23 protein-coding genes are annotated in these 22,855 nt (G+C 64.4%); 16 read left to right on the forward strand and 7 right to left on the reverse strand.

Annotated elements, in window-relative coordinates; translation table 11 throughout:
• The first annotated feature begins 281 nt into the window (after positions 1-281).
• The 7 genes from GTH22_RS19995 (at position 282) to GTH22_RS20025 (ending at position 5,802) form a co-directional block, all read left to right on the forward strand.
• Complete coding sequence (locus GTH22_RS19995; RefSeq protein WP_252947348.1) at positions 282-983, forward strand: response regulator transcription factor; 702 nt, start codon at positions 282-284, stop codon at positions 981-983.
• Between the two features lie 107 nt (positions 984-1,090).
• Entirely contained in the window at positions 1,091-2,698 is a 1,608-nt protein-coding gene (locus GTH22_RS20000; protein WP_252947686.1) for a sensor histidine kinase, read from the forward strand.
• Positions 2,699-2,749: 51 nt separating this feature from the next.
• Positions 2,750-3,211 (forward strand): HPr kinase/phosphorylase, encoded by a 462-nt coding sequence (locus GTH22_RS20005; RefSeq protein ID WP_256471617.1) that lies wholly within the window; start codon positions 2,750-2,752, stop codon positions 3,209-3,211.
• Complete coding sequence (gene rapZ, locus GTH22_RS20010; RefSeq protein ID WP_252947350.1) at positions 3,208-4,167, forward strand: RNase adapter RapZ; 960 nt, start codon at positions 3,208-3,210, stop codon at positions 4,165-4,167. Before GTH22_RS20005 ends, rapZ begins: the two co-directional genes overlap by 4 nt.
• On the forward strand, positions 4,164-4,556 hold the full coding sequence (locus GTH22_RS20015; RefSeq protein ID WP_252947351.1) for a PTS sugar transporter subunit IIA: 393 nt from the start codon (positions 4,164-4,166) through the stop codon (positions 4,554-4,556). Before rapZ ends, GTH22_RS20015 begins: the two co-directional genes overlap by 4 nt.
• Before the next feature lie 18 nt (positions 4,557-4,574).
• Complete coding sequence (locus tag GTH22_RS20020; RefSeq protein WP_252947352.1) at positions 4,575-4,838, forward strand: HPr family phosphocarrier protein; 264 nt, start codon at positions 4,575-4,577, stop codon at positions 4,836-4,838.
• A gap of 88 nt (positions 4,839-4,926) precedes the next feature.
• The gene (locus GTH22_RS20025) at positions 4,927-5,802 is read left to right on the forward strand and encodes a lysophospholipid acyltransferase family protein (protein WP_252947353.1); all 876 of its coding nucleotides are present in this window, start codon (positions 4,927-4,929) and stop codon (positions 5,800-5,802) included.
• A 31-nt stretch (positions 5,803-5,833) separates the two neighbouring features.
• Here GTH22_RS20025 and GTH22_RS20030 read toward each other — a convergent pair whose 3' ends face one another.
• Complete coding sequence (locus tag GTH22_RS20030; RefSeq protein ID WP_252947354.1) at positions 5,834-6,709, reverse strand: 3-hydroxybutyryl-CoA dehydrogenase; 876 nt, start codon at positions 6,707-6,709, stop codon at positions 5,834-5,836.
• A gap of 166 nt (positions 6,710-6,875) precedes the next feature.
• On the opposite strand from GTH22_RS20030, the gene GTH22_RS20035 reads away from it, so the two are divergent.
• On the forward strand, positions 6,876-7,709 hold the full coding sequence (locus GTH22_RS20035) for a DUF6473 family protein (protein ID WP_252947355.1): 834 nt from the start codon (positions 6,876-6,878) through the stop codon (positions 7,707-7,709).
• Positions 7,710-7,765: 56 nt separating this feature from the next.
• On the opposite strand, the gene GTH22_RS20040 is transcribed toward GTH22_RS20035, so the two are convergent.
• The 6 genes from GTH22_RS20040 to GTH22_RS20065 all read right to left on the reverse strand — a co-directional run bounded on the left by GTH22_RS20040 (position 7,766) and on the right by GTH22_RS20065 (position 11,850).
• Positions 7,766-8,692: an electron transfer flavoprotein subunit alpha/FixB family protein gene (locus GTH22_RS20040; protein WP_252947356.1), complete on the reverse strand. Its 927-nt coding sequence runs from the start codon at positions 8,690-8,692 to the stop codon at positions 7,766-7,768.
• Entirely contained in the window at positions 8,692-9,450 is a 759-nt protein-coding gene (locus GTH22_RS20045; protein WP_252947357.1) for an electron transfer flavoprotein subunit beta/FixA family protein, read from the reverse strand. The genes GTH22_RS20040 and GTH22_RS20045 overlap by 1 nt, the downstream gene beginning before the upstream one ends.
• A gap of 148 nt (positions 9,451-9,598) precedes the next feature.
• A complete protein-coding gene (locus GTH22_RS20050; protein ID WP_252947358.1) occupies positions 9,599-10,171 on the reverse strand; it encodes a cob(I)yrinic acid a,c-diamide adenosyltransferase in 573 nt (190 codons plus the stop codon).
• A gap of 1 nt (position 10,172) precedes the next feature.
• Positions 10,173-10,376 carry a twin transmembrane helix small protein gene (locus GTH22_RS20055; RefSeq protein WP_252947359.1) on the reverse strand — a complete coding sequence of 68 codons (204 nt, stop codon included), beginning with the start codon at positions 10,374-10,376 and terminating at the stop codon, positions 10,173-10,175.
• A gap of 54 nt (positions 10,377-10,430) precedes the next feature.
• Positions 10,431-11,264, reverse strand: coding sequence for an SDR family NAD(P)-dependent oxidoreductase (locus tag GTH22_RS20060; RefSeq protein ID WP_252947360.1), 834 nt, complete (start codon positions 11,262-11,264; stop codon positions 10,431-10,433).
• A 58-nt stretch (positions 11,265-11,322) separates the two neighbouring features.
• On the reverse strand, positions 11,323-11,850 hold the full coding sequence (locus GTH22_RS20065) for an SH3 domain-containing protein (protein WP_252947687.1): 528 nt from the start codon (positions 11,848-11,850) through the stop codon (positions 11,323-11,325).
• 205 nt (positions 11,851-12,055) lie between these two features.
• On the opposite strand from GTH22_RS20065, the gene GTH22_RS20070 reads away from it, so the two are divergent.
• The 8 genes from GTH22_RS20070 (at position 12,056) to GTH22_RS20105 (ending at position 22,805) form a co-directional block, all read left to right on the forward strand.
• Positions 12,056-14,380 carry a DNA topoisomerase IV subunit A gene (locus GTH22_RS20070; RefSeq protein WP_252947361.1) on the forward strand — a complete coding sequence of 775 codons (2,325 nt, stop codon included), beginning with the start codon at positions 12,056-12,058 and terminating at the stop codon, positions 14,378-14,380.
• Between the two features lie 62 nt (positions 14,381-14,442).
• Complete coding sequence (locus GTH22_RS20075) at positions 14,443-15,687, forward strand: YjgN family protein (protein ID WP_252947362.1); 1,245 nt, start codon at positions 14,443-14,445, stop codon at positions 15,685-15,687.
• 30 nt (positions 15,688-15,717) lie between these two features.
• Positions 15,718-16,851, forward strand: a complete 1,134-nt coding sequence (locus tag GTH22_RS22295) for a M48 family metalloprotease (protein ID WP_252947363.1) — start codon at positions 15,718-15,720, stop codon at positions 16,849-16,851.
• Positions 16,848-17,504: a hypothetical protein gene (locus GTH22_RS20085; RefSeq protein ID WP_252947364.1), complete on the forward strand. Its 657-nt coding sequence runs from the start codon at positions 16,848-16,850 to the stop codon at positions 17,502-17,504. Before GTH22_RS22295 ends, GTH22_RS20085 begins: the two co-directional genes overlap by 4 nt.
• A gap of 137 nt (positions 17,505-17,641) precedes the next feature.
• Positions 17,642-18,817 (forward strand): elongation factor Tu, encoded by a 1,176-nt coding sequence (gene tuf, locus GTH22_RS20090; protein ID WP_252946298.1) that lies wholly within the window; start codon positions 17,642-17,644, stop codon positions 18,815-18,817.
• 174 nt (positions 18,818-18,991) lie between these two features.
• Positions 18,992-19,453 carry a (2Fe-2S)-binding protein gene (locus tag GTH22_RS20095; protein ID WP_252947365.1) on the forward strand — a complete coding sequence of 154 codons (462 nt, stop codon included), beginning with the start codon at positions 18,992-18,994 and terminating at the stop codon, positions 19,451-19,453.
• A gap of 4 nt (positions 19,454-19,457) precedes the next feature.
• Positions 19,458-21,608 carry a xanthine dehydrogenase family protein molybdopterin-binding subunit gene (locus GTH22_RS20100; protein WP_252947366.1) on the forward strand — a complete coding sequence of 717 codons (2,151 nt, stop codon included), beginning with the start codon at positions 19,458-19,460 and terminating at the stop codon, positions 21,606-21,608.
• A gap of 225 nt (positions 21,609-21,833) precedes the next feature.
• On the forward strand, positions 21,834-22,805 hold the full coding sequence (locus tag GTH22_RS20105; protein ID WP_252947367.1) for a zinc transporter ZntB: 972 nt from the start codon (positions 21,834-21,836) through the stop codon (positions 22,803-22,805).
• Positions 22,806-22,855 lie beyond the last annotated feature (50 nt).

A 22,855-nucleotide genomic window follows, 5' to 3' on the forward strand; every position in this document is an offset into this window, starting at 1 on the left:
CCGACGTGGGGGAAGTTCCGCCCCTATAACATGTCACTTTTGCAAAGGAACCGGCGCAGGTGCGGCGTTAGCGCAACCAGCGGCAGTTTAACGCAAACATCTGCCGAGAGGTGCAAAATGCGACGATTGAGTGATGCAAATTAGCCATTCGTTCTCACTTTTGCGGTTCAATCATGGCCGCAAGTGCCTGTGATTCGCAGTTAGTTGTTGATTCCAAAGGTGCGATTCGGGATGTTGAGGCAAAACAAGGCAAACGAGCACAAACAATAAGGAATACAGGCATGTCGAGAATTGCCCTCGTCGATGACGACCGGAATATCCTCACGTCCGTTTCGATGACTCTGGAGGCCGAAGGCTTTGAGGTCGAGACTTACAATGATGGCCAGACGGCGCTTGACGCCTTCAACAAGAAGCTTCCCGACATGGCGGTGCTCGACATCAAGATGCCGCGGATGGACGGGATGGACCTGCTGCAGCGCCTGCGCTCCAAGACGACCATGCCGGTGATCTTCCTCACCTCCAAGGATGACGAGATCGACGAAGTGCTCGGCCTGCGCATGGGTGCCGACGATTACGTGAAGAAGCCCTTCTCCCAGCGCCTGCTGGTCGAGCGGATCCGCGCCCTGCTGCGTCGTCAGGAGGTGATTGGCGGCGACGGCCCGACCGAGGCCGAGACGGCCCAGGTGATGGTGCGCGGCGAGCTGGTCATGGACCCGCTGCGCCATGCCGTGACCTGGAAGGGGCTCGACGTGTCGCTCACCGTCACCGAGTTCCTGCTGCTGCAGGCCCTCGCCCAGCGGCCCGGCTTCGTGAAGAGCCGCGACCAGCTGATGGACGTGGCCTATGACGATCAGGTCTACGTCGACGACCGCACGATCGACAGCCACATCAAGCGCCTTCGCAAGAAGATGCGCAGCGTCGATGACGAGTTTTCCGCCATCGAAACGCTTTACGGTATCGGGTATCGCTACAACGAGGAGTGAGGCAGCGCAGTCAGGAGGTGGCCCAGGTGCGGGACACAAGCCAGACATATGAGGCGGATGTCGTCCTCGGCGAAGACTGGGAAAGTCCCCAGAGCGCCGACCATGCCATGCGTGAGAAGCGAAAGCGTCGGGGGTTCCTGACGCTCAATCGTTCTCCGCTTGCGCGCAAGATCATCACCTTCAACCTGCTCGGCCTGCTGCTGCTGGTCGCCGGCGTGTTCTATCTGAACCCGTTCCGCGACAGCCTGGCCCTGCAGCGCGAAGCCGGTCTGCAAGCCGAGGCACAGCTGATTGCCGATGTCTTCGAGGTGCAGCTCATCGACGGCCCTGTGGCGCTGGATACCAGCGGCGTGGATGTGCAGGCGGTCGTGGACGGGCTCGACCTGTCGTCGGGTGTCGAAGTCTTTGTCTTCGGGCAGGAAGAGACCATTCTCGGCTCCACCGTCGGCAGCGACTCCCAGAGCGCGGTGACACAGGCGCAGAAAGAGCGCCGCACCGTCATCACCGATTTTCTGAATGCGATCTGGGAAGGGATGTCTTCGATCTTCTCGTCCCAGCGCACCGATGTTCCCGATGTCGATGCCGAGGGCCTTGCCCGTGCCATGGTGGCCGATGCCGCCACCGGGCGGACCACCGTTCGCACCGGCTCCAACGCGGCGGGCGGCACGATCTTTTCAGTCGCCACGCCGGTTCTGGTGGGCAACCAGGTTGTGGGCGTTGTCGCCATCACCTCGGCGCAGGGCGAGATCGACACGCTGGTGCGGTCCGAGCGCGAGCAGGTGTTGCAGATGTTCGTCATCGCCATCCTCGTGTCCATTGGCCTGTCGCTGCTGCTGGCCTCCACCATCGCCAACCCGATCGCCGACCTGGCCTCGGCCGCCGAGATCGGCCGCGAGAAGGGTGGCCAGAAGATGAGCCCCAACCGGGTGCGTATCCCTGACCTGACGGGGCGCCCCGACGAGATCGGGCGCCTTTCCGGGGCGCTGCGCGGCATGGTGGCCGCGCTCTACGACCGGATCGACGCCAACGAACAGTTCGCTGCCGATGTCAGCCACGAGATCAAGAACCCGCTGGCTTCGCTGCGCTCTGCAGTGAGCTCGCTGCGGGTCGCAAAGCGCGATGACCAGCGCCACAAGCTGCTCGACGTGATCGAGCATGATGTGCGCCGTCTGGATCGGCTGGTGTCCGACATCTCGAACGCCTCGCGCCTCGACAGCGAGTTGGTGAAGGAAGAGGAAGAAGAGTTCGACCTGCTGAAGATGCTGGGCAACATCACCGAATACCTCGGTGGCGAGGCGCAGCGGCGGGGTGTGGAGTTCATCTCGGACGTGCCGCGCCAGCCCATCCGCATCACCGGCCTCGAAGGCCGGCTGGCGCAGGTCTTCGTGAACCTCATCACCAATGCGCTGTCGTTCTGCGAGGAGGGCGACGCCGTCCGCGTCTGGGTCCGTCGCCGCGAAAACCGTGTTCTGGTGGTGGTCGAGGATACCGGCCCCGGCATGCCCGAACAGGCGCTGACAAAAGTGTTCAACCGCTTCTATTCCGAGCGACCCGAGGGGCAGTTTGGCGACCATTCCGGCCTTGGCCTTGCAATCTCCAAGCAGATCGTCGAGGCCCATAGCGGCGTGATCTGGGCCGAGAACATTCGCCCCACCGATGATGACATAACCTCCGAGCCGCTGGGCGCCCGTTTCGTGGTCGGCCTTCCGGTCTGATCCGGCGCCGCACCCGGCCTGCGCGGAGGCAACCTCAGGACGAGCCAGCCGATGGCCGGGCAGCACTCGAACAAGGATGACTTCTTTCATGGCACAGCCGTTGCCTTCGGGCGGCGTGGGGTGCTGATTGTCGGGGCCTCCGGCGCAGGCAAATCCGCGCTGGCCGTCGAACTGGTCGCGCGCGGGGCACACCTGGTGGGCGACGACAGGGTGATGCTTGCCAGCGAAGATGGGGTGTTGACCGCGCGGCCGCGGCCCGGCTTTGAAGGCATGATCGAGTGTCGCGGTGTCGGCCTGCTCACGGTGCCCTCGGTTCCGAAGGCGGAAATCGCTCTGGTGATCGACGCAGGCCGGGAAGAGCGTGACAGGTTGCCGCCACCCCGCGAGATTCTCCTGTTTGGATGCACTCTGCCCTTGCTTCACCGCGCTCCAGGCGCGCACTTTCCGGCAGCGGTTCTGCTGATGATGACCAGCGGCCCGCAATCTGACCTTCCACGGCCCCACGGCGCATGACTGACACAACAGACACCGACACCCACACAGGCACCTTGCCGCATTCCTCGGCGGTGCAGCGGCTGGTGCTCGTCACCGGGCCTGCCGGTGCGGGGCGCAGCTCGGCGGTGCGAGTGCTGGAAGACCTTGGCTACGAAGCGATCGACAATCTGCCGCTCTCTCTCGTGCCCCGCCTGCTTGAGGGCCAGCCTCGCGGCGGTGCCTTGGCCCTCGGGATCGACAGTCGCAATCGCGACTTCGCCACGCCCCACCTGATCGACCTGCTCTCGCAGCTAGATGCGCGCCCCGATATCGCCCGCGAGGTGCTTTATCTCGATTGCTCGCCGGAGGTGCTGCTGCGGCGATATTCCGAAACCCGGCGTCGTCACCCTCTGGCCCCTGCCGAAAGCCCCGAGGCCGGCATCGCCCGCGACTTCGACCTGCTGGCCGACATCCGCGAGCGGGCGGATGTGTTGATTGATACCTCGGATCTGTCGGTGCACGACCTGCGGGAAGAACTGGACCGGCTGTTCACCCTCGAAGCGACCGTGCGACTCGGTGTTTCGGTTCAGAGCTTTTCGTACAAACGCGGCCTGCCGCACGGGCTGGACATGGTATTTGATTGCCGTTTCCTCAACAATCCGCATTGGCAGCCGGCATTGCGTCCGCTCGACGGGCGCGACCCTGCGGTGGTGGCTCATGTCGAGGCCGACCCGCGCTTCGCGGAGTTTCACAACCGCGTGCGAGGCCTTGTAGATATGCTTCTTCCGGCCTTTGTAGAGGAAGGCAAATCCCACCTGTCGATCGGCTTCGGCTGTACCGGCGGTCAGCATCGCTCCGTTGCCCTAGCGGAACGGTTCGGGAAAGAGCTTGCAGGTGCTGGATGGCGCGTGTCTATTCGGCATCGGGAAATCGAACGGCGGGCTGGGGCACGGGCGGCAGAGTCGCCTGCCGCGGCATTGGGGACACTGGCTTGATCGGAATCGTGATCGTGGCGCATGGCGGGCTGGCGAAGGAATACCTCGCCGCCGTGGAGCATGTCGTGGGTCAGCAGGATGGCATCCGCGCCATCACCATAGCTGCGGATTGTGACAGGTCGAACAAACAATCCGAAATTTGTGCAGCCGCGGACGCGGTCGACCATGGAGCCGGCGTGGTGGTTGTGACCGACATGTTCGGAGGCTCGCCTTCCAACCTCTCGCTGCTCGCCTGTCGGCCGGAAAATCGCAAGATTCTCTATGGCGCGAACCTGCCGATGCTGGTCAAACTCGCGAAATCCCGCCATCTCAAAGTGGAAGACGCAGTAAATTGTGCCATGGCGGCGGGACGTAAATACATAAACAGCTACGACGGCGGCGTCGTCTGAGGCTGTGTGGGGGTATCGGTGCAACGACTGGAAATCGTGAACGAAAAGGGCCTCCATGCCCGCGCATCTGCAAAGTTTGTCGAGACCGTTGAGCAATTTGACGCCGAGGCAGAGGTGTCGAAGGACGGTTTGAGCACCGGGGGCGACAGCATCATGGGCCTTTTGATGTTGGCAGCGTCCAAGGGAAGCTTTATTGAGGTCGAAACCCGCGGTGCCCAGGCCGAAGAACTGGCGACCGCCCTTGCAGAGCTGGTGGCCGACAAGTTCGGCGAAGGTATCTGACAGACGAGAGCAGGGAGGCACGGCCCTCTTGGTGGAAAGTTACCAACCCAAGACGATGAACCTGCGGCGCCCGCGCCGGGGGTTGGACTTGCCTGTCGGAACAGCGGATACGCAGCCCGAGTCTGAAGCGCTGAACGATGTGCCCTACGACCGTCGCCGTCTGAGCTACGCCAATACCTTCCCCAACCCGATCCAGGCCAACTTCATCCGGGTGATGGAGTGGCTGACGGCCAAGCTGAGGCTCCTGCGGCTGATCCGCCGCTTCGAGGCGATGAGCGTGCCCCATGGGCAGGGCTTCTGGGCTCAGGCGCTGGGTGTGATGGGGATCGAGCTGACCACGCCGCAGGCGCAGATCGACAACATCCCCGAAACCGGACCGCTGGTGATTGTCGCCAACCACCCCCACGGGCTGGTCGACGGCATGGTGCTGGCCGAGCTGATCGGCCGGCGGCGGACGGACTACAAGATTTTGACTCGCTCGCTGCTGACCGGCGTGGCCGAGATCGACGACTTCATGATCCCGGTGCCCTTTCCGCACGAGCCGGATGCTCTCGAGCGCAATCTTGAAATGCGCAAGAAGGCCAATGACCATCTGAAGGCGGGGGGTTGCGTGGTGGTCTTCCCGGCGGGCGAAGTGGCCTCTTCCAAGAGCTGGTTTGGCCCGGCCATCGAGAAAGAGTGGCACACCTTCACGTCCAAGATGATCCTGCGTTCCGAGGCGCGGGTGGTGCCGATCTATTTCCAGGGGCAGAACAGCCGCTACTATCAGATTGCCAACAAGATCAGCGCCGTGCTGCGCCAGAGCCTTCTGCTCTACGAGGTGCGCTATGCGCTCAACAAGCCGCAAGCGCCGATCGTGGGCGAACCGATCGAGCGCGGCGAGATCGACGACTGGTCGAGCAATCAGCGTGGTTTCATCTCGTGGCTGCGGGAAAAGACGCTGGCGCTGAAGCCCGGAAGCTGACTTTCACAGAGGCTTCGGAGCTGCGGCGCCCTTAGCGCGTCGGCACCGGCTCCTCGCCGCGATAATCGTAAAATCCACGGTTTGTCTTGCGGCCAAGCCAACCGGCTTCGACATACTTGGTCAGCAGCGGGCAGGGGCGATACTTGGTGTCGGCCAGACCGTCGTGCAGCACGTTCATGATCGCGAGGCAGGTGTCGAGGCCAATGAAATCGGCCAGCTCGAGCGGGCCCATCGGGTGGTTGGCGCCGAGCTTCATGGCCATGTCGATCGACTTCACGTTGCCCACGCCTTCGTAGAGCACATAGACCGCCTCGTTTATCATCGGCATCAGGATGCGGTTGACGATGAAGGCCGGAAAATCTTCTGCCGAAGAGGCGGTTTTGCCGAGGTTTTCCACCACCTTGGCGCAGGCCTTGTAGGTGGGCTCATCGGTGGCGATGCCCCGGATCAGCTCGACAAGTTGCATCACCGGCACCGGGTTCATGAAGTGGAAGCCCATGAACTTTTCGGGTCGGTCCGTGCGTGATGCAAGCCGGGTGATCGAGATCGAGGAAGTGTTAGAGCTCAGGATCGTCTCGGGCTTGAGGTGCGGCACAAGGTCTTCGAAGATTGCGGTCTTCACCGTTTCGCGCTCGGTCGCGGCCTCGATGATGAGATCGGAGGGGCCGAGGTCTGTCAGGGTGAGCGTGGTCGAGATGCGGCCAAGGGCTGCATCCCGCGCCTCGGCGGTGATCTTCTCGCGGCTGACCTGGCGGTCCATGTTCTTGCGGATGGTATCGAGGGCGCGGTCGATGGCGTCCTGCTTGATGTCATTCAGCTTCACGTCATAGCCCGCGAGCGCCAGCACATGCGCGATGCCGTTACCCATCTGCCCCGCGCCGACAACGCCGATGCTCTGGATGTCCATGGTCCTTACCTCGCTCTTGCTGGTTGCGGCGAGATTAGGGGGGCTGTGCAGCCGCAGCAAGGCCCGGGATACAAAGAAATTTCTGCCGGATTTGAAACGTTAGCAAAATCGAAAGTGCCTTCGGGCAGGCTTTTCAGCGGGTGAAGAGAACGTGTGAGGTGGTGGAATGACCTTTGAGATCGCTGGTCAGAGTGCGCTGGATTATCTGCATTGTCGCTATGGCCAGTCGCGGCTGTTGTTTCGTGGTCCCAAGCGCAAGCTGGAGGGCCCCTATGTAGCCTTCTTCGGTGGAACAGAGACCTACGGCAAATTCGTTGAGGATCCGTTTCCGGCGCTTGTCGAGGAGAGCACCGGCGCGCGCTGTGTCAACTTCGGCTGCCTGAACGCCGGGGCCGACCTTTTCATCAATGACCCTACCCTGATCGACGCCGCCCGACGCGCCACCGTGACCGTGGTTCAGGTGATGGGGGCGCAGAACATGTCGAACCGGTTCTATGCCGTGCATCCACGGCGGAACGATCGCTTTCTCAGGGCCTCAAGCCTGATGCGGACGGTCTTTCGCGAGGTGGATTTCACCGAGTTCAATTTCACCCGCCATCTGCTCTCGACCCTGCGGCGGGTCAACGAGAAGAAGTATCTCATGGTGGTCGAAGAGCTGAAGGCGGCCTGGGTGGCGCGGATGCAGACTATGCTTGCGATGATCCCGGGCAAGGTGGTGCTTCTGTGGCTGCATGACACCCGAGCCGGCAGCGATGACGAAGCGCACGACAGCCTCGGGAATGACCCGCTGTTCGTCGATGCGGCGATGGTCGATATCCTGCGCCCGCAGCTGGCCGGTGTTGTCGAGGCTACGCCGAGCGACGCGGCCTGGGCGGCGGGGAACGAGGGGATGATCTGTTCCGAGACGGAAGCCCCCGCCGCGAGCGCGATGCCCGGCCCCGCCGTGCATGAGGAGATCGCCGCGGCCCTGACGCCCGAAATTGCGAGCATGGTCTCATAACGCAAAAGGCCCGCCGTGAGGGCGGGCCTTTCGAGATTGGCGTGTTTCGTGTTGGCTCAGAGCTTTTCGATCAGCTCGGGGACGGCGGTGAAGAGGTCGGCGACGAGGCCGTAGTCGGCGACCTGGAAGATCGGGGCCTCTTCGTCCTTGTTGATCGCCACGATCACCTTGCTGTCCTTCATGCCCGCGAGGTGCTGGATCGCACCCGAGATACCAACGGCGACGTAGAGGTCGGGGGCGACCACCTTGCCGGTCTGGCCGACCTGCCAGTCGTTCGGGGCGAAGCCCGAGTCGACCGCGGCGCGCGAGGCACCCACGGCGGCGCCGAGCTTGTCGGCGAGCTTCTCGATCAGCGCGAAGTCCTCTTCCGAGCCCACGCCACGGCCGCCGGAGACGACGATGCCGGCGGAGGTTAGCTCGGGGCGGTCGCTCTCGGCCACCTTGTCTTCGACCCATTCGGAGAGGCCGGGGTTGTCGGCTGCGGAGGCGGTTTCGACTGAGGCCGAACCGCCCTCACCGGCGGCGTCGAAGGTGGAGGTTCGGAAGGTGATAACCTTCTTTTCATCCTTCGACTTCACGGTCTGGATCGCGTTCCCGGCGTAGATCGGACGCTCGAAGGTGTCGGCGTCGACAACGCCGGACACGTCCGAAAGGATCATCACATCGAGCAGGGCGGCGACGCGGGGCATCACGTTCTTTGCATCGGTCGTGGCGGGGGCGACGATGTGCGAGTAGTCACCCGCAAGCGAGACGATCAGCGCGGCGGTCGGCTCGGCAAGACGGTGGCCCAGCGAAGCGTCTTCGGCGACGAGCACCTCGGCCACGCCGTCAATCTTGGCAGCGGCCTCACCGGCGGCAGAGGCAGAGGCCCCGGCGCAGAGCACGGTCACATCACCCAGAGATTTGGCAGCAGAGACGGCCTTGGCGGTGGCGTCCATCGCCAGCTCGCCATCGGTCACTTCGGCAAGAAGGAGAACAGCCATCAGATAACCCCCTTTTCTTTGAGTTTCGCCACCAGCGCATCGACATCGGCCACGATCTCGCCTGCCTGGCGGGTTTCGGGCTCGGAGGTTTTCACCACTTCGAGGCGCGGGGAGACGTCGACGCCGTAGTCGGCGGCGGTCTTTTCGTCCAAGGGCTTCTTCTTGGCCTTCATGATGTTGGGCAGCGACGCGTAGCGCGGCTCGTTGAGGCGCAGATCGACGGTGACGATGGCGGGCATCTTCACCTTGATGGTCTGCAGGCCGCCATCGACCTCGCGGGTCACAACGGCGCTGTCCCCCTCGACCTTCACCTCGGAGGCGAAGGTGGCCTGGCTCCAGCCGAGCAGGGCCGAAAGCATCTGGCCGGTGGCGTTCATGTCGTTGTCGATCGCCTGCTTGCCGGCGAGCACGAGGCCCGGCTGTTCTTCTTCGACGACCTTGGCGAGGATCTTGGCGACGGCGAGCGGCTCGATGTCCTGATGCACATCATCGGCGGCCACGACCAGGATCGCCCGGTCGGCGCCCATGGCGAGTGCGGTGCGCAGCGTTTCCTGCGCCTGCTTCACGCCGATGGAGACGGCCACGACCTCTTCGGCGGTTCCGGCCTCCTTGAGGCGGATCGCCTCTTCGACGGCGATCTCGTCGAACGGGTTCATCGACATCTTCACATTGGCAAGATCGACACCGCTTCCGTCCGATTTGACACGGACTTTCACATTGTAGTCGATCACCCGTTTCACAGGCACAAGCACCTTCATGGGGTCTCTCTCCTCGCTTCATGGGCGGCAAGACCACCCGGATTGGTGCATTTGTTAGCGGAGAGTGTCGCCCGCTTACAGGGCAAAAACGCCGCAATCTGCCATGCAGACGCCGCGTTTTGGGACGTTAGCGCAAACGTTTGCGGCCTCAGCGGCTTCCGCCAGGGACCCAGAGCACGTCTTCGCCGCCATTGGCCACGCGGGCGGCCACGAAGAACCAGTCGCTCAGGCGGTTCAGGTAGCGGATGGCGTGGCTGTTCACGTCATCGGGCTCGGCCTCGGCCAGTTCGGTGGCAAGCCGCTCGGCACGCCGGCAGGTGGTGCGGGCGAGGTGCAGGTGGGCGGCGAGCGGGGTGCCGCCGGGCAGAATGAAGCTGCGCAGCGCCTCGAGCCCGGCGTTCATGGCGTCGATCTCGGCTTCCAGCCGCGTGACCTGTGCCTCGATCATCCGAAGGGGCGGATATTCGGCGGCGTCATCCTGTGCCAGCCCCGGGCGGCAGAGGTCGGCGCCAAGGTCGAACAGGTCGTTCTGGATCGTGGCAAGGCGCGCATCCATGTCGCCCTCTGCATGAAGGCGGGCCATGCCCACGACCGAGTTCAGCTCGTCGGAAGTGCCATAGGCCGACACGCGTGCAGAATGCTTTGCCACCCGGTCGCCGGTGCCAAGGGCCGTGTCGCCCTTGTCGCCGGTGCGGGTGTAGATCTTGTTCAGAACAACCATGTCAGCCTCCTCGGCGCAGCCAGACGAACAGCAGGATCAGCACGATGGCGACTGCCTGCGCCCCGATCCGCCACCGCATGACCTTGTTTGCGTGTTTCCTGTTGAAGTCGCCACCCTTGGCAAACCCGCCGATGCCGAACAGCAGGATGGCCACCACGATGAGGCAGGCCACGGCGACGAGGATGAAGAGCGGATCGTTGAGCATGAAGGTCTCCCGTTTCGGCTCATGTAGCCCCCGTTGCGCCAAAAGCGAAGAGGCTCAGATCTTGCGAATCGCCCAATCCTGCACCCGCGTCGGCAGCAGGCGTTTGGCCAGCGCCATGATGCGGGTGGGCGTGGTGATGCGGTAACGGGCGCGGGGGCTGCGGGCGGTGAGGGCCTTAAGCACGGCCTGGGTCACGGCTTCGGGGCCAAGCTCGAAGGGCTCGGGCTTGTCGCTGCGCTTGTAGAGCTGGTCCAGCAGCTCGGATTCGTATTGGCCGCGACGCGGAGAGGCCTTCCAGTCCACCCATTGCTCGAACTTGGCGATAGCGTTGCGGCGAAACTCGGTGCGGATCGGGCCGGGCTCGATCAGCACGACGTCGATATTGGCGTCTGACATTTCGAGCCGGAGCACATCGGAAAGCCCTTCCAGTGCGAATTTCGAGGCGACGTAGGGGCCGCGCCACCGCATCGCCATGAAGCCGAGCACGGAGGAGCAGTTGAGAATGCGGCCATGCCCCTGCGCGCGCATGGCGGGCAGCACGAGGCGGATCATGGTGTGATAGCCGAAGAAGTTGCTTTCGAAGAGGTCGCGCAGACCGTCGGTGGGCACATCTTCCAGCGGGCCGACGAGACCATAGGCACCGTTGTTGAAAAGCGCATCGAGCGTGCCGCCGGTGGCTTCGAGCACGGTCGATACGGCGGCTTCCATGCTTGCGGTGTCCTGATGATCGAGCAGAAGGCTCTCGAAGCCCTCGCCTTTCAGGCGCTCCACGTCCTTTTGCTGGCGGCAGGTGGCGAACACGCGCCAGCCGGCGTCGCGCAGACCATGGGCGGCGTCATACCCGATTCCGGTTGAACAGCCGGTGATGAGGATGGTTTTCTGGCTCATGGCCTAGGCAATGCCCCGGCGGGAAGTCGGGCGCAAGCAGCCTCGCGGCGGCGGATTGTCAGCCCTGAGGCATTTCGCGAAGGAAATCGCCCGACATGTAGCCTTCTTCGTCGCCCAGAAGGATGCGCGCCCAGCCGTTGTCTTCGTAGCCCAGGATTTCGACTTCCTGGTTCTGCACGACCTGCCCGATCACCCCGTTGCCGGTGGAAGGGCCGGAGCGCACGTTGACGCGCTGGCCCACAACCACGCCCACGGTGGTCAGGTCTACGGCGTCGGTGGCTTCGGGTTCGGTCGGTTCGGTCTCTGCCAAGGCGGCTTGCACGGCGGCGTCGGTGGCCTCGCCGAGCGATGCTTCGAGCACCGGCGCCGGCTCGGGTTCGGCAACGGGTTCGGCCTGGGTTGCGGCCAGAATCACAGGGGTGTCTTCGGCCTTGGTCACGGCTTCCGGGGCGACATTGGTGGAGCTGTCCAGAGCGGCAAGCTCCTCGGCTGTCAGCTCTGACTCGTCCGAACCCATGGCAACATCGGGGCCATTGCCCACGATCGCCATCGACCCGAAGATCAGCGCCAGCAGCGCCACAACCATTTTCAACAACCCACGCGCACCCATTGCACCCTCCGAAGACGACCTACCGAAATCATTTTGTGTAAAATCAACGCCAGTATAGCGTGATGAGTTCCACCCGGCCAAGGGCTTACCGGAATCATAGTTCTTTGGGTAGGTTTTTGCCTTCACTTTGAGGCGCTGCTTTCGCTTTACCGCTCCGAGTGGCTTGGGTATCACATCATCTATGGATAACGAGGCAGACACCCCCAATATCGAGCCAAACGAGAGGGCCGAACCCCTCCGCCGGGCGATAGGCGAGCGCTATTTGACCTATGCGCTCTCGACCATCATGCACCGCGCGCTGCCGGATGCGCGTGACGGGCTGAAGCCGGTTCACCGGCGAATCCTCTACGCGATGCGCCGGCTGCGGCTTTCGCCGACCGGAGGGTTCCTGAAATCGGCCAAGATCAGCGGCGACACGATGGGCGATTTCCACCCGCACGGGAACCAGGCGATCTATGACGCCATGGCCCGTCTGGCGCAGGATTTTGCCGTGCGCTACCCGCTGGTCGACGGGCAAGGCAACTTCGGCAACATCGACGGCGACATGCCTGCCGCCGAGCGCTACACCGAGGCCCGGATGACCGCCGCCGCCGAGGCGCTGCTGGAAGGGCTGGACGAGAACACCGTCAACTTCCGCGACAATTACGATGGCCGGTTGCAGGAGCCCGAGGTTCTGCCCGCCGCCTTCCCGAACCTGCTGGCCAACGGCTCCAGCGGCATTGCCGTGGGGATGGCCACCAATATTCCGCCCCACAACATCGACGAGCTGGTGCAGGCCTGCCAACATCTGCTGAAAACGCCGGATGTGCGTGACGACACGCTGCTGAACTACGTCAAGGGCCCCGATTTCCCCACCGGGGGCGTCATCGTGGAGCCGCCCGAGAGCATTGCTGAGACCTATCGCACAGGTCGCGGTGCGGTGCGGCTGCGTTGCCGCTACGAGGTGGAAGACCTTGGCCGGGGGCAGTGGCAGATCGTTGTCACAGAGATCCCCTATCAGGTGCAGAAGTCCAAGCTGATCGAGAAGATCGCGGAGCTGATCCAGCTGAAGAAGCTGCCGATTCTGGGCGATGTACGCGACGAAAGCGCCGAGGACATCCGGCTGGTGATCGAGCCGCGCTCGAAGAACGTCGATCCGGAAATCCTGATGGGGATGCTTTATCGCAACTCCGACCTCGAGGTGCGCTTCAGCCTTAACATGAACGTGCTGATCGACGGGCGCACGCCCAAGGTCTGCTCGCTCAAGGAGCTTCTGCGCGCCTTCCTCGACCATCGCCGCGAAGTGCTGGAACGCCGCTCGCGTCACCGGCTGGAGAAGATCGACAACCGCCTCGAAGTGCTCGAAGGCCTGATGATCGCCTTCCTCAACCTCGACCGCGTGATCGACATCATCCGCTATGATGATGAGCCCAAGCGGGCGCTGATGGCCGAGGACTGGTCGGTCAAGCGGGCGCGGGCGACGGATGAGCGCGATTACGTCAGCCCGATCGGCCCCGGCACGCCGGAAGAGCCGCAGGACGGGCTGACCGAGGTGCAGACCGAGGCGATTCTCAACATGCGGCTGCGCAGCTTGCGCCGCCTCGAAGAGATGGAGCTGAAGAACGAGCAGGACGCGCTGATGCGCGAGCGCGAGGCGCTGCAGGATCTGCTCGAAAGCCCCGAGCTTCAGTGGAACCGCATCAGCGACGAGCTGAAGGAGGTGCGTGAGAAGTTTGGCGCCAAGGCGGAAGGCGGGGCCCGGCGCACCACCTTTGCCGAGGCGGGCGTGGTCGAAGACGTGCCGATCGAGGCGATGATCGACCGCGAGCCGATCACGGTCGTCTGCTCGCAGATGGGCTGGATCCGGGCGATGAAGGGCCATATCGACCTGAGCCAGGAGCTGAAGTTCAAGGATGGCGACGGCCCGCGCTTTGCGTTTCACGCCGAAACCACCGACAAGCTGCTGCTGCTTGGCGCCAACGGGCGGTTCTACACGCTGCCCGGCTCCCAGCTACCCGGCGGGCGCGGCATGGGCGAGCCGGTGCGGCTGATGGTCGATCTGCCCAACGAGGCCGAGATCGTGGCGCTCTTCGCCCAGGTTCCGGGGCAGAAGCTGCTGCTGGCCTCCACTGCGGGCGATGGCTTTGTGGTCAACTCCGACGAGGTGGTCGCGCAGACCCGTGCGGGCAAGCAGTCGCTGAACGTGAAGGATGGCGTCACGGCGCTGGTGTGCCGTCCGGTGCAGGGCGATCACGTGGCCGCCGTGGGCGAAAACCGCAAGGTGCTGGTCTTCGGCCTCGACGAGCTGCCCGAGATGGCACGCGGCAAGGGCGTGCGGCTGCAGCGCTACAAGGATGGCGGCCTTTCCGACGCCGTGACTTTCGCGCTGGAAGACGGTCTGAGCTGGAAAGACCCGGCCGGGCGCACCCGCACCGAAACCGACCTTGCCGAATGGATCGGCAAACGCGCCTCCTCGGGCCGCATGGCTCCCCGCGGATTTCCAAGGGACAATAAATTTACCAACTGATAGTCACGATTTCGCCCGATCCGCCCCGGTAAGAGGGCAGGGCACAAAACGAGGGACGAGCAATGAGTTACACTGATGCACCGCTGGTGGAGGAAGACGTTCTGCACGGCGCGTACCGGGGTGAAGGGGGCCGCCTGTTCTGGCTCGCCCTCGGCACCGGAATGCTGACCCTGCTGACGCTGGGGATCTACCGCTTCTGGGCAAAGGCCCGCATTCGCCGCTACCTGTGGAGCGCCACGGCGCCGGGCGGCAACCCGTTTGAATACACCGGTACAGGGCTGGAGAAGTTTCTGGGCTTCCTCGTCGCGGTTGTGATCCTCGCCGCCTATCTCGGAATTCTCAACGTGCTGCTGCTCTTTGCCGGCTTCTCGATCATCATCGGCGGAGATCCGGCGGACCCGATGGTGGCCCTGCAGCAGATCCTGGTTCTCTACATCAACCTCTTCGCGCTGATCCCGCTGATCTACTTTGCCCAGTATCGTGCCCGCCGCTACCTGCTCAGCCGCACCCGCTGGCGCGGCGTGCGTTTCGGCGCCGAGAAGGGCGCCTGGGGCTACACCTGGCGCGGTTGCCTGCTGGCGCTGGTCAGCGCCTTCACGCTGGGCCTGCTCAGCCCGCTCGCCACCTTCAAGCTCGAGAAATACACCTGGGACCGCACATGGTACGGCGATGCCAAGTTCAGCCAGGGCGGAAAGTGGACAAGCCTCTACCGGGCGATGATCCATGTGATCATCGGGGTCGTGCTGTTCATCGGTGCCGCGGTGCTGATGGTGATGGACGAGCAGCTTGCGCTGCTGGGCTTCGTGATCTTCTTCGTTGCCTACATCTGGCTCATCATCGGATTCATCTACTACCAGGTTCACGCATGGCGCATCCTTGCCGCCCACAAGGTGCTGGGCGATGACATCCGTTTCCGCTCGCTGCCGCGCACCGGCACGATCATCGGCACCTACATCGTCGGCACCATCGCGGTGTCGCTGCTGACGGCGATTGCGCTGATCCCGGTGGGCTTCCTGATTGCAGGCTTTGCCTCGGTTCTGGGCGGCGGCGCCAACCCCAATGACCTGTTCGGCAGCCCGCAGGGCATCCTGTTCATTGCGATCATCGCCTTTGCCTATATCTTCGCAATCGTCTTTGCCGGTGCGCTGTCGATGGTGTTCATCACCCAGCCGATCCTGCGCCACTACGTGGAGGAAACCGCGGTGATCGGAGCGACCAAGCTCGACGCGATCCGCCAGCGTGTGGGCGATGACGTGGTGGATGCCGAAGGCTTTGCCGATGCGCTCGATGTTGGCGCCGCCTTCTAGCGGCGCCCCGACCTGAAAGGAGCCACGCCCGTGGCCGACCCGACCACGCCCCTTCCGGCCTTCGCCGTCTCTGCCCGTTACTTCGACGGGCAGAGTGCCGGTGCCCGGGTGGTGCGCGGGGTGGCCGAGCAGATGAAGGGGCGGCTCCAGATCGTCGACGAGGAAAGCGGGCGGCTGCTCGAGGAGTGGCCGCTCGAGGAGCTGCGGATGATCCGCGATCCGGGCTTTGGCGACGGCATCGTGTTCTTCCGCGAGGGCCATGACGAGGCGCGGCTCAACGTGGCCTCGGCCCAGGATGCGGCGGCGCTGGAAGCCGTGGCCCCCAACCTGCGCAAGGTCTCGGTGGCCAAGGGCACGACGCGCAAGGTGCTGTTCTGGACCGGCGGTGCGGTGGCGGCCCTGCTGCTCATTCTGTTCGTGATCCTGCCCACCCTCTCCGACACGCTTGCCGGGCTGATCTCGCCCGAGCAGGAAGAGACCATCGGCACCACGGTCGTGGCACAGATGGAGGGGATGCTGGGCAGCCACAACGGCTCGGGTTTCTGCACCAGCGACGCGGGGCAGGCCGCGCTCGACAAGATGGCCGAGCGGCTGACCGGCCATATCGAGCTGCCCTATCCGCTGAAGCTCAAGGTGATCCGCCACCCGATGGTGAACGCCTTCGCCGCGCCGGGCGGGCATATCGTGATCGTCTCCGGCTTGCTCGACAAGGCCGACAGCCCCGAAGAGGTGGCCGGGGTGCTGGCCCATGAAATCGGCCATGTCTACAACCGCGACCCGCTGCGCATCACCCTGCGCACGGCGGGTTCGGCGGGTATTCTCTCCATGATCCTCGGGGACTTCGCCGGCGGTGCACTGGTGCTGGTGATCTCGCAACAGCTGATGCAGGCCAGTTTCTCGCGGGAGGCGGAGGCGGGGGCGGATGTCTTTGCCTTCGAGGCGCTGCGCGAGGCCGAGCTGCCGACCGAGGGGATCGCCCGCTTCTTCGAAAAGCTGCGCGACCGCTACGGCGACAGCGAGGGCGCGATGGAATATCTCGCCTCGCACCCCAACCTCGCCAGCCGCGCCATCGCCGCGCGGGCGGCCGAAAGCCGGGGCAAGGATGACTTCGAGCCGGTTCTCAGCGCCGCGGAATGGGATGCGCTGAAAGTGATCTGCAAATGAGGGCCTGGCTCGCCGCCACTATGCTGCTCGCGGGCTGCTCTGCGGTGGCCGACCTGCAGGAGCCGGTCGAGCCCATCGGCGCCTTCAGCCTCGGCCATACGGTGGTGGTGGCCGAAGGGGCGCAGAAGGTGCCACCCTCGCGGGAGGCCAGCGCCGAGGAGTGGCAGAGTGTGCTGGAGGCGGCGCTACAGGAGCGTTTCGGCCGGTTCAGCGGCGATCAGCTCTATCACCTTGCGGTCAAGGTGGATGCCTATGCGCTGGCGGTGCCCGGCGTGCCCGTGGTGCTCTCGCCCAAGTCGATCCTGCGGATCCAGGTTTCGGTCTGGGACGATGCGGCAGGGGGCAAGATCAACCCCGAGCCGCGGGTCTTCACGGTGTTCGAGCGGCTCTCGGGTGAGACCGTGCTCGGCTCCGGCCTGACCCGCACGCGGGAGCAGCAGATGGCACAGCTTGCGGCCAATTCGGCCCGGCTGATCGAGGGCTGGATGCGGGAAAACCCCGGCTGGTTCGCGCCGCGCTACGCGCTGCCGACGGAGCTGCCTGCGCCGCTCGAGGGCCCCGGGGCGCAAGGCCCCTCTGCCGCGCCGCCGCTGGCAACCGACCGGCCCGGCGTTTCGCCCGACATCGGCGATGTGATCACACCGGCCCAATAGGACAACGGCGCTTTCCCGGCGACGTGAAGCCCTTGAGCCCAAAGGGCGCTTGATTTTTCCCCCCCGCCCGCGTAGGCACCCGCCCATGCAAATCCCGGGGCCATTGGTCGGCCCCCCGAACAGAGGCGCCAAGGACCATGGCTAAGGAAAAGTTTGAACGTAACAAGCCGCATGTGAACATCGGCACGATCGGTCACGTTGACCACGGCAAGACGACGCTGACGGCTGCGATCACCAAGCAGTTTGGCGACTTCAAGGCCTATGACGAGATCGACGGCGCGCCCGAAGAGAAGGCCCGCGGCATCACCATCTCGACCGCCCACGTGGAGTACGAGACCGACGCGCGTCACTACGCCCACGTCGACTGCCCCGGCCACGCCGACTACGTGAAGAACATGATCACCGGTGCCGCCCAGATGGACGGCGCGATCCTGGTCGTGAACGCCGCCGACGGCCCGATGCCCCAGACCCGCGAGCACATCCTGCTCGGCCGTCAGGTTGGCATCCCGAAGATGGTTGTCTTCATGAACAAGGTCGACCAGGTCGACGACGAAGAGCTGCTCGAGCTGGTCGAAATGGAGATCCGCGAGCTGCTGTCGTCCTACGACTACCCGGGCGACGACATTCCGATCATCGCCGGTTCGGCCCTGGCCGCCCTCGAAGGCCGTGACGACAACATCGGCGCCGAGAAGATCGCCGAGCTGATGAAGGCCGTCGACGACTACATCGACACCCCCGAGCGCGCTGTCGACCAGCCGTTCCTGATGCCGATCGAAGACGTGTTCTCGATCTCCGGTCGTGGCACGGTTGTGACCGGCCGCATCGAGCGTGGCGTTGTGAACGTGGGCGACGAACTCGAAATCGTCGGCATCAAGGACACCACCAAGACGACCTGCACCGGTGTGGAAATGTTCCGCAAGCTGCTGGATCGTGGTGAGGCCGGCGACAACATCGGCGCGCTGCTGCGTGGTATCGACCGTGAAGCCGTTGAGCGGGGCCAGGTGCTCTGCAAGCCGGGTTCGGTCACGCCGCACACCAAGTTCGAGGCGGAAGCCTACATCCTCACCAAAGAGGAAGGTGGCCGTCACACGCCGTTCTTCGCGAACTACCGCCCGCAGTTCTACTTCCGCACCACGGACGTGACCGGGACGGTGACGCTGAAGGAAGGCACCGAGATGGTCATGCCCGGCGACAACGTGAGCTTCACCGTTGAGCTGATCGCCCCGATCGCCATGGAAGACGGCCTCCGCTTCGCCATCCGCGAAGGCGGCCGCACCGTCGGCGCCGGCGTTGTGTCGAAGATCATCGAGTGATCGCGTCGGGCAGGTTTGACCTGCCCTGACAGAAAAATCTTTACGGGGCCGTCTCTTAGCGAGGCGGCCCCTGTTTTTTGCCCGGACGGGCAAGACAAGCTGTCGCACCGCCCTATCTCTCCCCGCAAGATGAACGCAACGGTTCACTATGCCAGCTCAGGGAGGCCAGCACCGATGTCTATTTCCTTCAAACTCAATGGCGAGGCGGTCAGCGTTGACGCGCCGGAGGACATGCCGCTCCTCTGGGTGATCCGCGATCGCCTCAAGCTCACCGGCACCAAGTTCGGCTGCGGCGTGGCCTCCTGCGGGGCCTGCACCGTGCATGTGGATGGCGAGCCGACGCGCTCCTGCCAGACCTGGATTTCCGATGTGGAGGGGCTCGAAGTCACTACCATCGAGGGGATCAACGGCGGTGTCGCCGAGGCGGTGCAGGCGGCCTGGCGGGCCAATGACGTGGTGCAATGCGGCTACTGCCAATCGGGTCAGATGATGCAGGCGATCGGCCTGCTCAGCGAAAACGCCACCCCCACCGACGAAGACATCGACGACTACATGGGCGGCAACGTCTGCCGTTGCGCCACCTACGTGCGGATCCGCGCGGCGATCCATGATGCAGCCAAGCAGATGGAGGGTTAAACCCATGAAAGATTTCAAAACTTCCCGCCGTGGGTTTCTTGCCGGTGCCGCCGCCGGGGCGCTGGTCATCGGCTTCAATGGCCGAGGTGCGCTGGCGGCCGGGCATGATGGCGCGCTGGTGCCGAACCCCTTCGTCAAGATCGCGCCGGATGGCACGGTGACGGTGATCCTCAAGCATTTCGAGATGGGGCAGGGCACCACCACGGGCCTTGCTACGCTGGTGGCCGAAGAGATGGATGCCGATTGGGCGCAGGTGCAGATCGAGTTTGCCCCCGCCGATGCCAGCATCTATGCCAACACGCTTTTCGGGATGCAGGGCACCGGCGGATCGACCGCCATGGCCAACAGCTACATGCAATACCGCGAAGCGGGCGCTGCGGCGCGTGCGATGCTGATGGAGGCTGCCAGCCTCGAATGGGCGGTGCGGGCCAGCGAGATCACCATCGAGAAGGGCGTGGTGTCGCATGGCGATATTTCGGCCAGCTTTGGCGAACTGGTGGCCAAGGTGAAGGAAGGGGCCGAGCCGCCTTCTGCGCCGATCCTGAAAGAGCCGAAGGATTTCAAACTGATAGGGCAGGATCTGCTGCCCCGGAAGGACACGCCCTCGAAGACGGATGGCACCGCGATCTTTGCCATGGACGTGGCGCCGGAGGGCACGATTTATGCGGTCATGGCCCGCGCGCCGCGCTTTGGCGGCACGGTGGCCAGTGTTGACGACAGCGCCGCGCTGGAGGTTCCGGGCGTGACGGCGGTGAAGCAGACGCCGAAGGGCGTGGCGGTCTATGGCACCGACACATGGGCCGCGATCCAGGGCCGGGAGGCGCTGAGCGTGGAGTGGGATTTCTCCAACGCCGAAGGCCGCTCGACCGAGGAGATGGAGGCCGAATACGCCGCCGCGCTGGACGGTGAAGGCCCGACTGCGCGCAACGATGCGGGCACGGAGGAGGCGCTGGCCTCCGGCACCGCCATCGAGGCGGAGTTCGACTTTCCGTTCCTCGCGCATTCGCCGATGGAGCCGATGACCTGCACCGTGCAGATCAAGGACGGCAAGGCGCATATCTGGGATGGCTCCCAGTTTCCGACCGTCACGCAAATGGCGGTAGGCGCCGTGACCGGCGTTGGCCCGGAAAACACGACCATCGAAACCGTCTATGCCGGCGGTTCCTTTGGCCGCCGGGCAAACATGGACAGCGACTACCATGTGGAAGCCGCCATGGCTGCCATCGCGCTGGGCACCGATCAGCCGGTCAAGCTGGTGTGGACCCGCGAAGATGACGTGACGGGCGGATATTACCGCCCAATGGTTAAGCATCGGGTAAAGGCCGCGCTCGGAGAGGACGGCACGCTTGCGGCCTGGCGCTCGGACGTGGCTTCGAAGTCGATCTTCACGGGCACGCCTATGGAGCAGATGATGGTGCACGAGGGGGTCGACCACGCCTCGGTCGAGGGGGTTTCCGACACGCCCTACGGCATTCCGGCGATGCAGGTTTCAGTGCGCAACATGGAAACCCCGGTGCCGGTGCTCTGGTGGCGCTCGGTCGGCAACAGCCACACCGCCTATGCGATGGAAGTGGCCATGGACATGGCGGCGGAGGCGGCGGGCGCAGACCCGGTGGCCTTCCGCGAGGGCCTGCTTGGCGGCAGCCCGCGGCTGGCGGGCGTGCTCAAGCTCGCGGCGGAAAAAGCGGGCTGGGGCAGTGACTTGCCCGAAGGCTGGGGCCGTGGTGTTGCGGCGCATTTCTCGTTTCAGAGCTATGTGGCGCAGGTGGCCGAGGTGTCGACCGACGCCGATGGCGTGGTGAAGCTGGAGCGGATCGTGGCGGCGGTGGACTGCGGCGTGGCGGTGAACCCGGACGTGATCCGCGCCCAGATCGAAGGCGGAATCGGCTATGGCCTGGGCCATGCGATGCGCCAGAAGATCACCTTTGACGGGGGCGAAGTGGTGCAGAGCAACTTCCCCGATTACGAGCCGCTGCGGATCACCGACATGCCCAAGATCGAGGTGCATATCGTAGCGTCTGCGGAGGCGCCGACGGGGATCGGGGAGCCGGGATTGCCGCCTGCGGCGCCTGCGGTGGCCAATGCGATCTACAACGCGACCGGAAAACGCATCTTCCGTCTGCCGATGGTGGATGCGGGCATTGAATTTGCCTGAATAACAAGGGCTTGGCCGCGCCTCGGGAGGGGTGCGGCCGGGCTTTGCAAAAATGCAGGTACGGCGGGGCGCCTCGGGGCGTTAACCACGAAAAACCGTTGTCACATCCCGTACACAACCTGTGCACAGCCTGTGCATACGGTATTTTTGCAAAATGAACTTTGTTAACGACAGCAACGCCTCTTTACAGTTGCCCCGGACGGCAGAGCCCTTAGCCTCTGGCCCATGGAACACATCGAATTTGCCTACTGCCTGAACGGCCCCGACGCGGGCAAGCGGCTGGACAGCGAGGACCACATCGTGGCCCGGCTGAAGGCCGACGAACTGGCCTGGCTGCATCTTCTTGCCGACCACCCCGACACCGACCCCTGGATGGAGGAGGTGCTGGATTTCGTCGAGCCGCCGACCCGCGCCGCGCTCACCGCCAAATCGACCCGCCCGCGCGCCTCGGTGCAGGAGGACGGGCTGGTGGTGATCCTGCGCGGGGTCAACCTGAACCCCGGCGAGGACGTGGAAGACATGGTGTCGCTCCGGGTGTTCCTGAACCCGGCCCGGATCATCACCCTGTCGCGCCGGCCGCTGCGCTCTGTTTCCGAGCTGCGCGAGGAGGTGGCGGCGGCGGAGGGGCCGCAGAGCGTGGGCAGCTTTCTGGCCAGCCTCGTCGAGCGGCTGGGCGGACGGATCGACGAGACGCTGTTCGAGCTGGCCGAGCGGGTGGACCTGCTGGAGGACGCGGTGATCGGTGCGCCGGCGCCGGAGCAGCGGGCGCAGGTGGTGGACGAGCGGCAGGAGGTGATCGACCTGCGCCGCTTTCTGGGCCCGCAGCGCGATGCGATCGGGCAGCTTGCCAGCGGCGGCCATGCGATGCTCAGCAAGTCCGACCGGCGGCGGCTGGCGGAGGCGCATGACAGGCTGGTGCGTGCGGTGGAGGAGCTGGACGCCATGCGCGACCGGCTGATCGTGCTGAAGGACGAGATCGACGCGGCGGTGCAGGACAAGCTGAACCGCAACCTCTACCTGCTCTCGATCCTCTCCGCGATCTTCCTGCCGCTGGGCTTTTTGACCGGCTTGATGGGAATCAACCTCGGCGGTATGCCCGGGGCCGAAAGCCCGTGGGCGTTCTGGGTGTTTACCGGGGCGCTGGCGGTGGTGGGGGCCTTGCAGCTCTGGGTCCTGCGCAGGCTGAGGTGGATATAGCGGAGAGGTGGGGCCGGAGAGACCATTTCGCTCTTGCCAAGCCGAACCCT

It is taken from the genome of Oceanicola sp. 502str15, from assembly GCF_024105635.1.
GTDB lineage: Bacteria > Pseudomonadota > Alphaproteobacteria > Rhodobacterales > Rhodobacteraceae > Vannielia.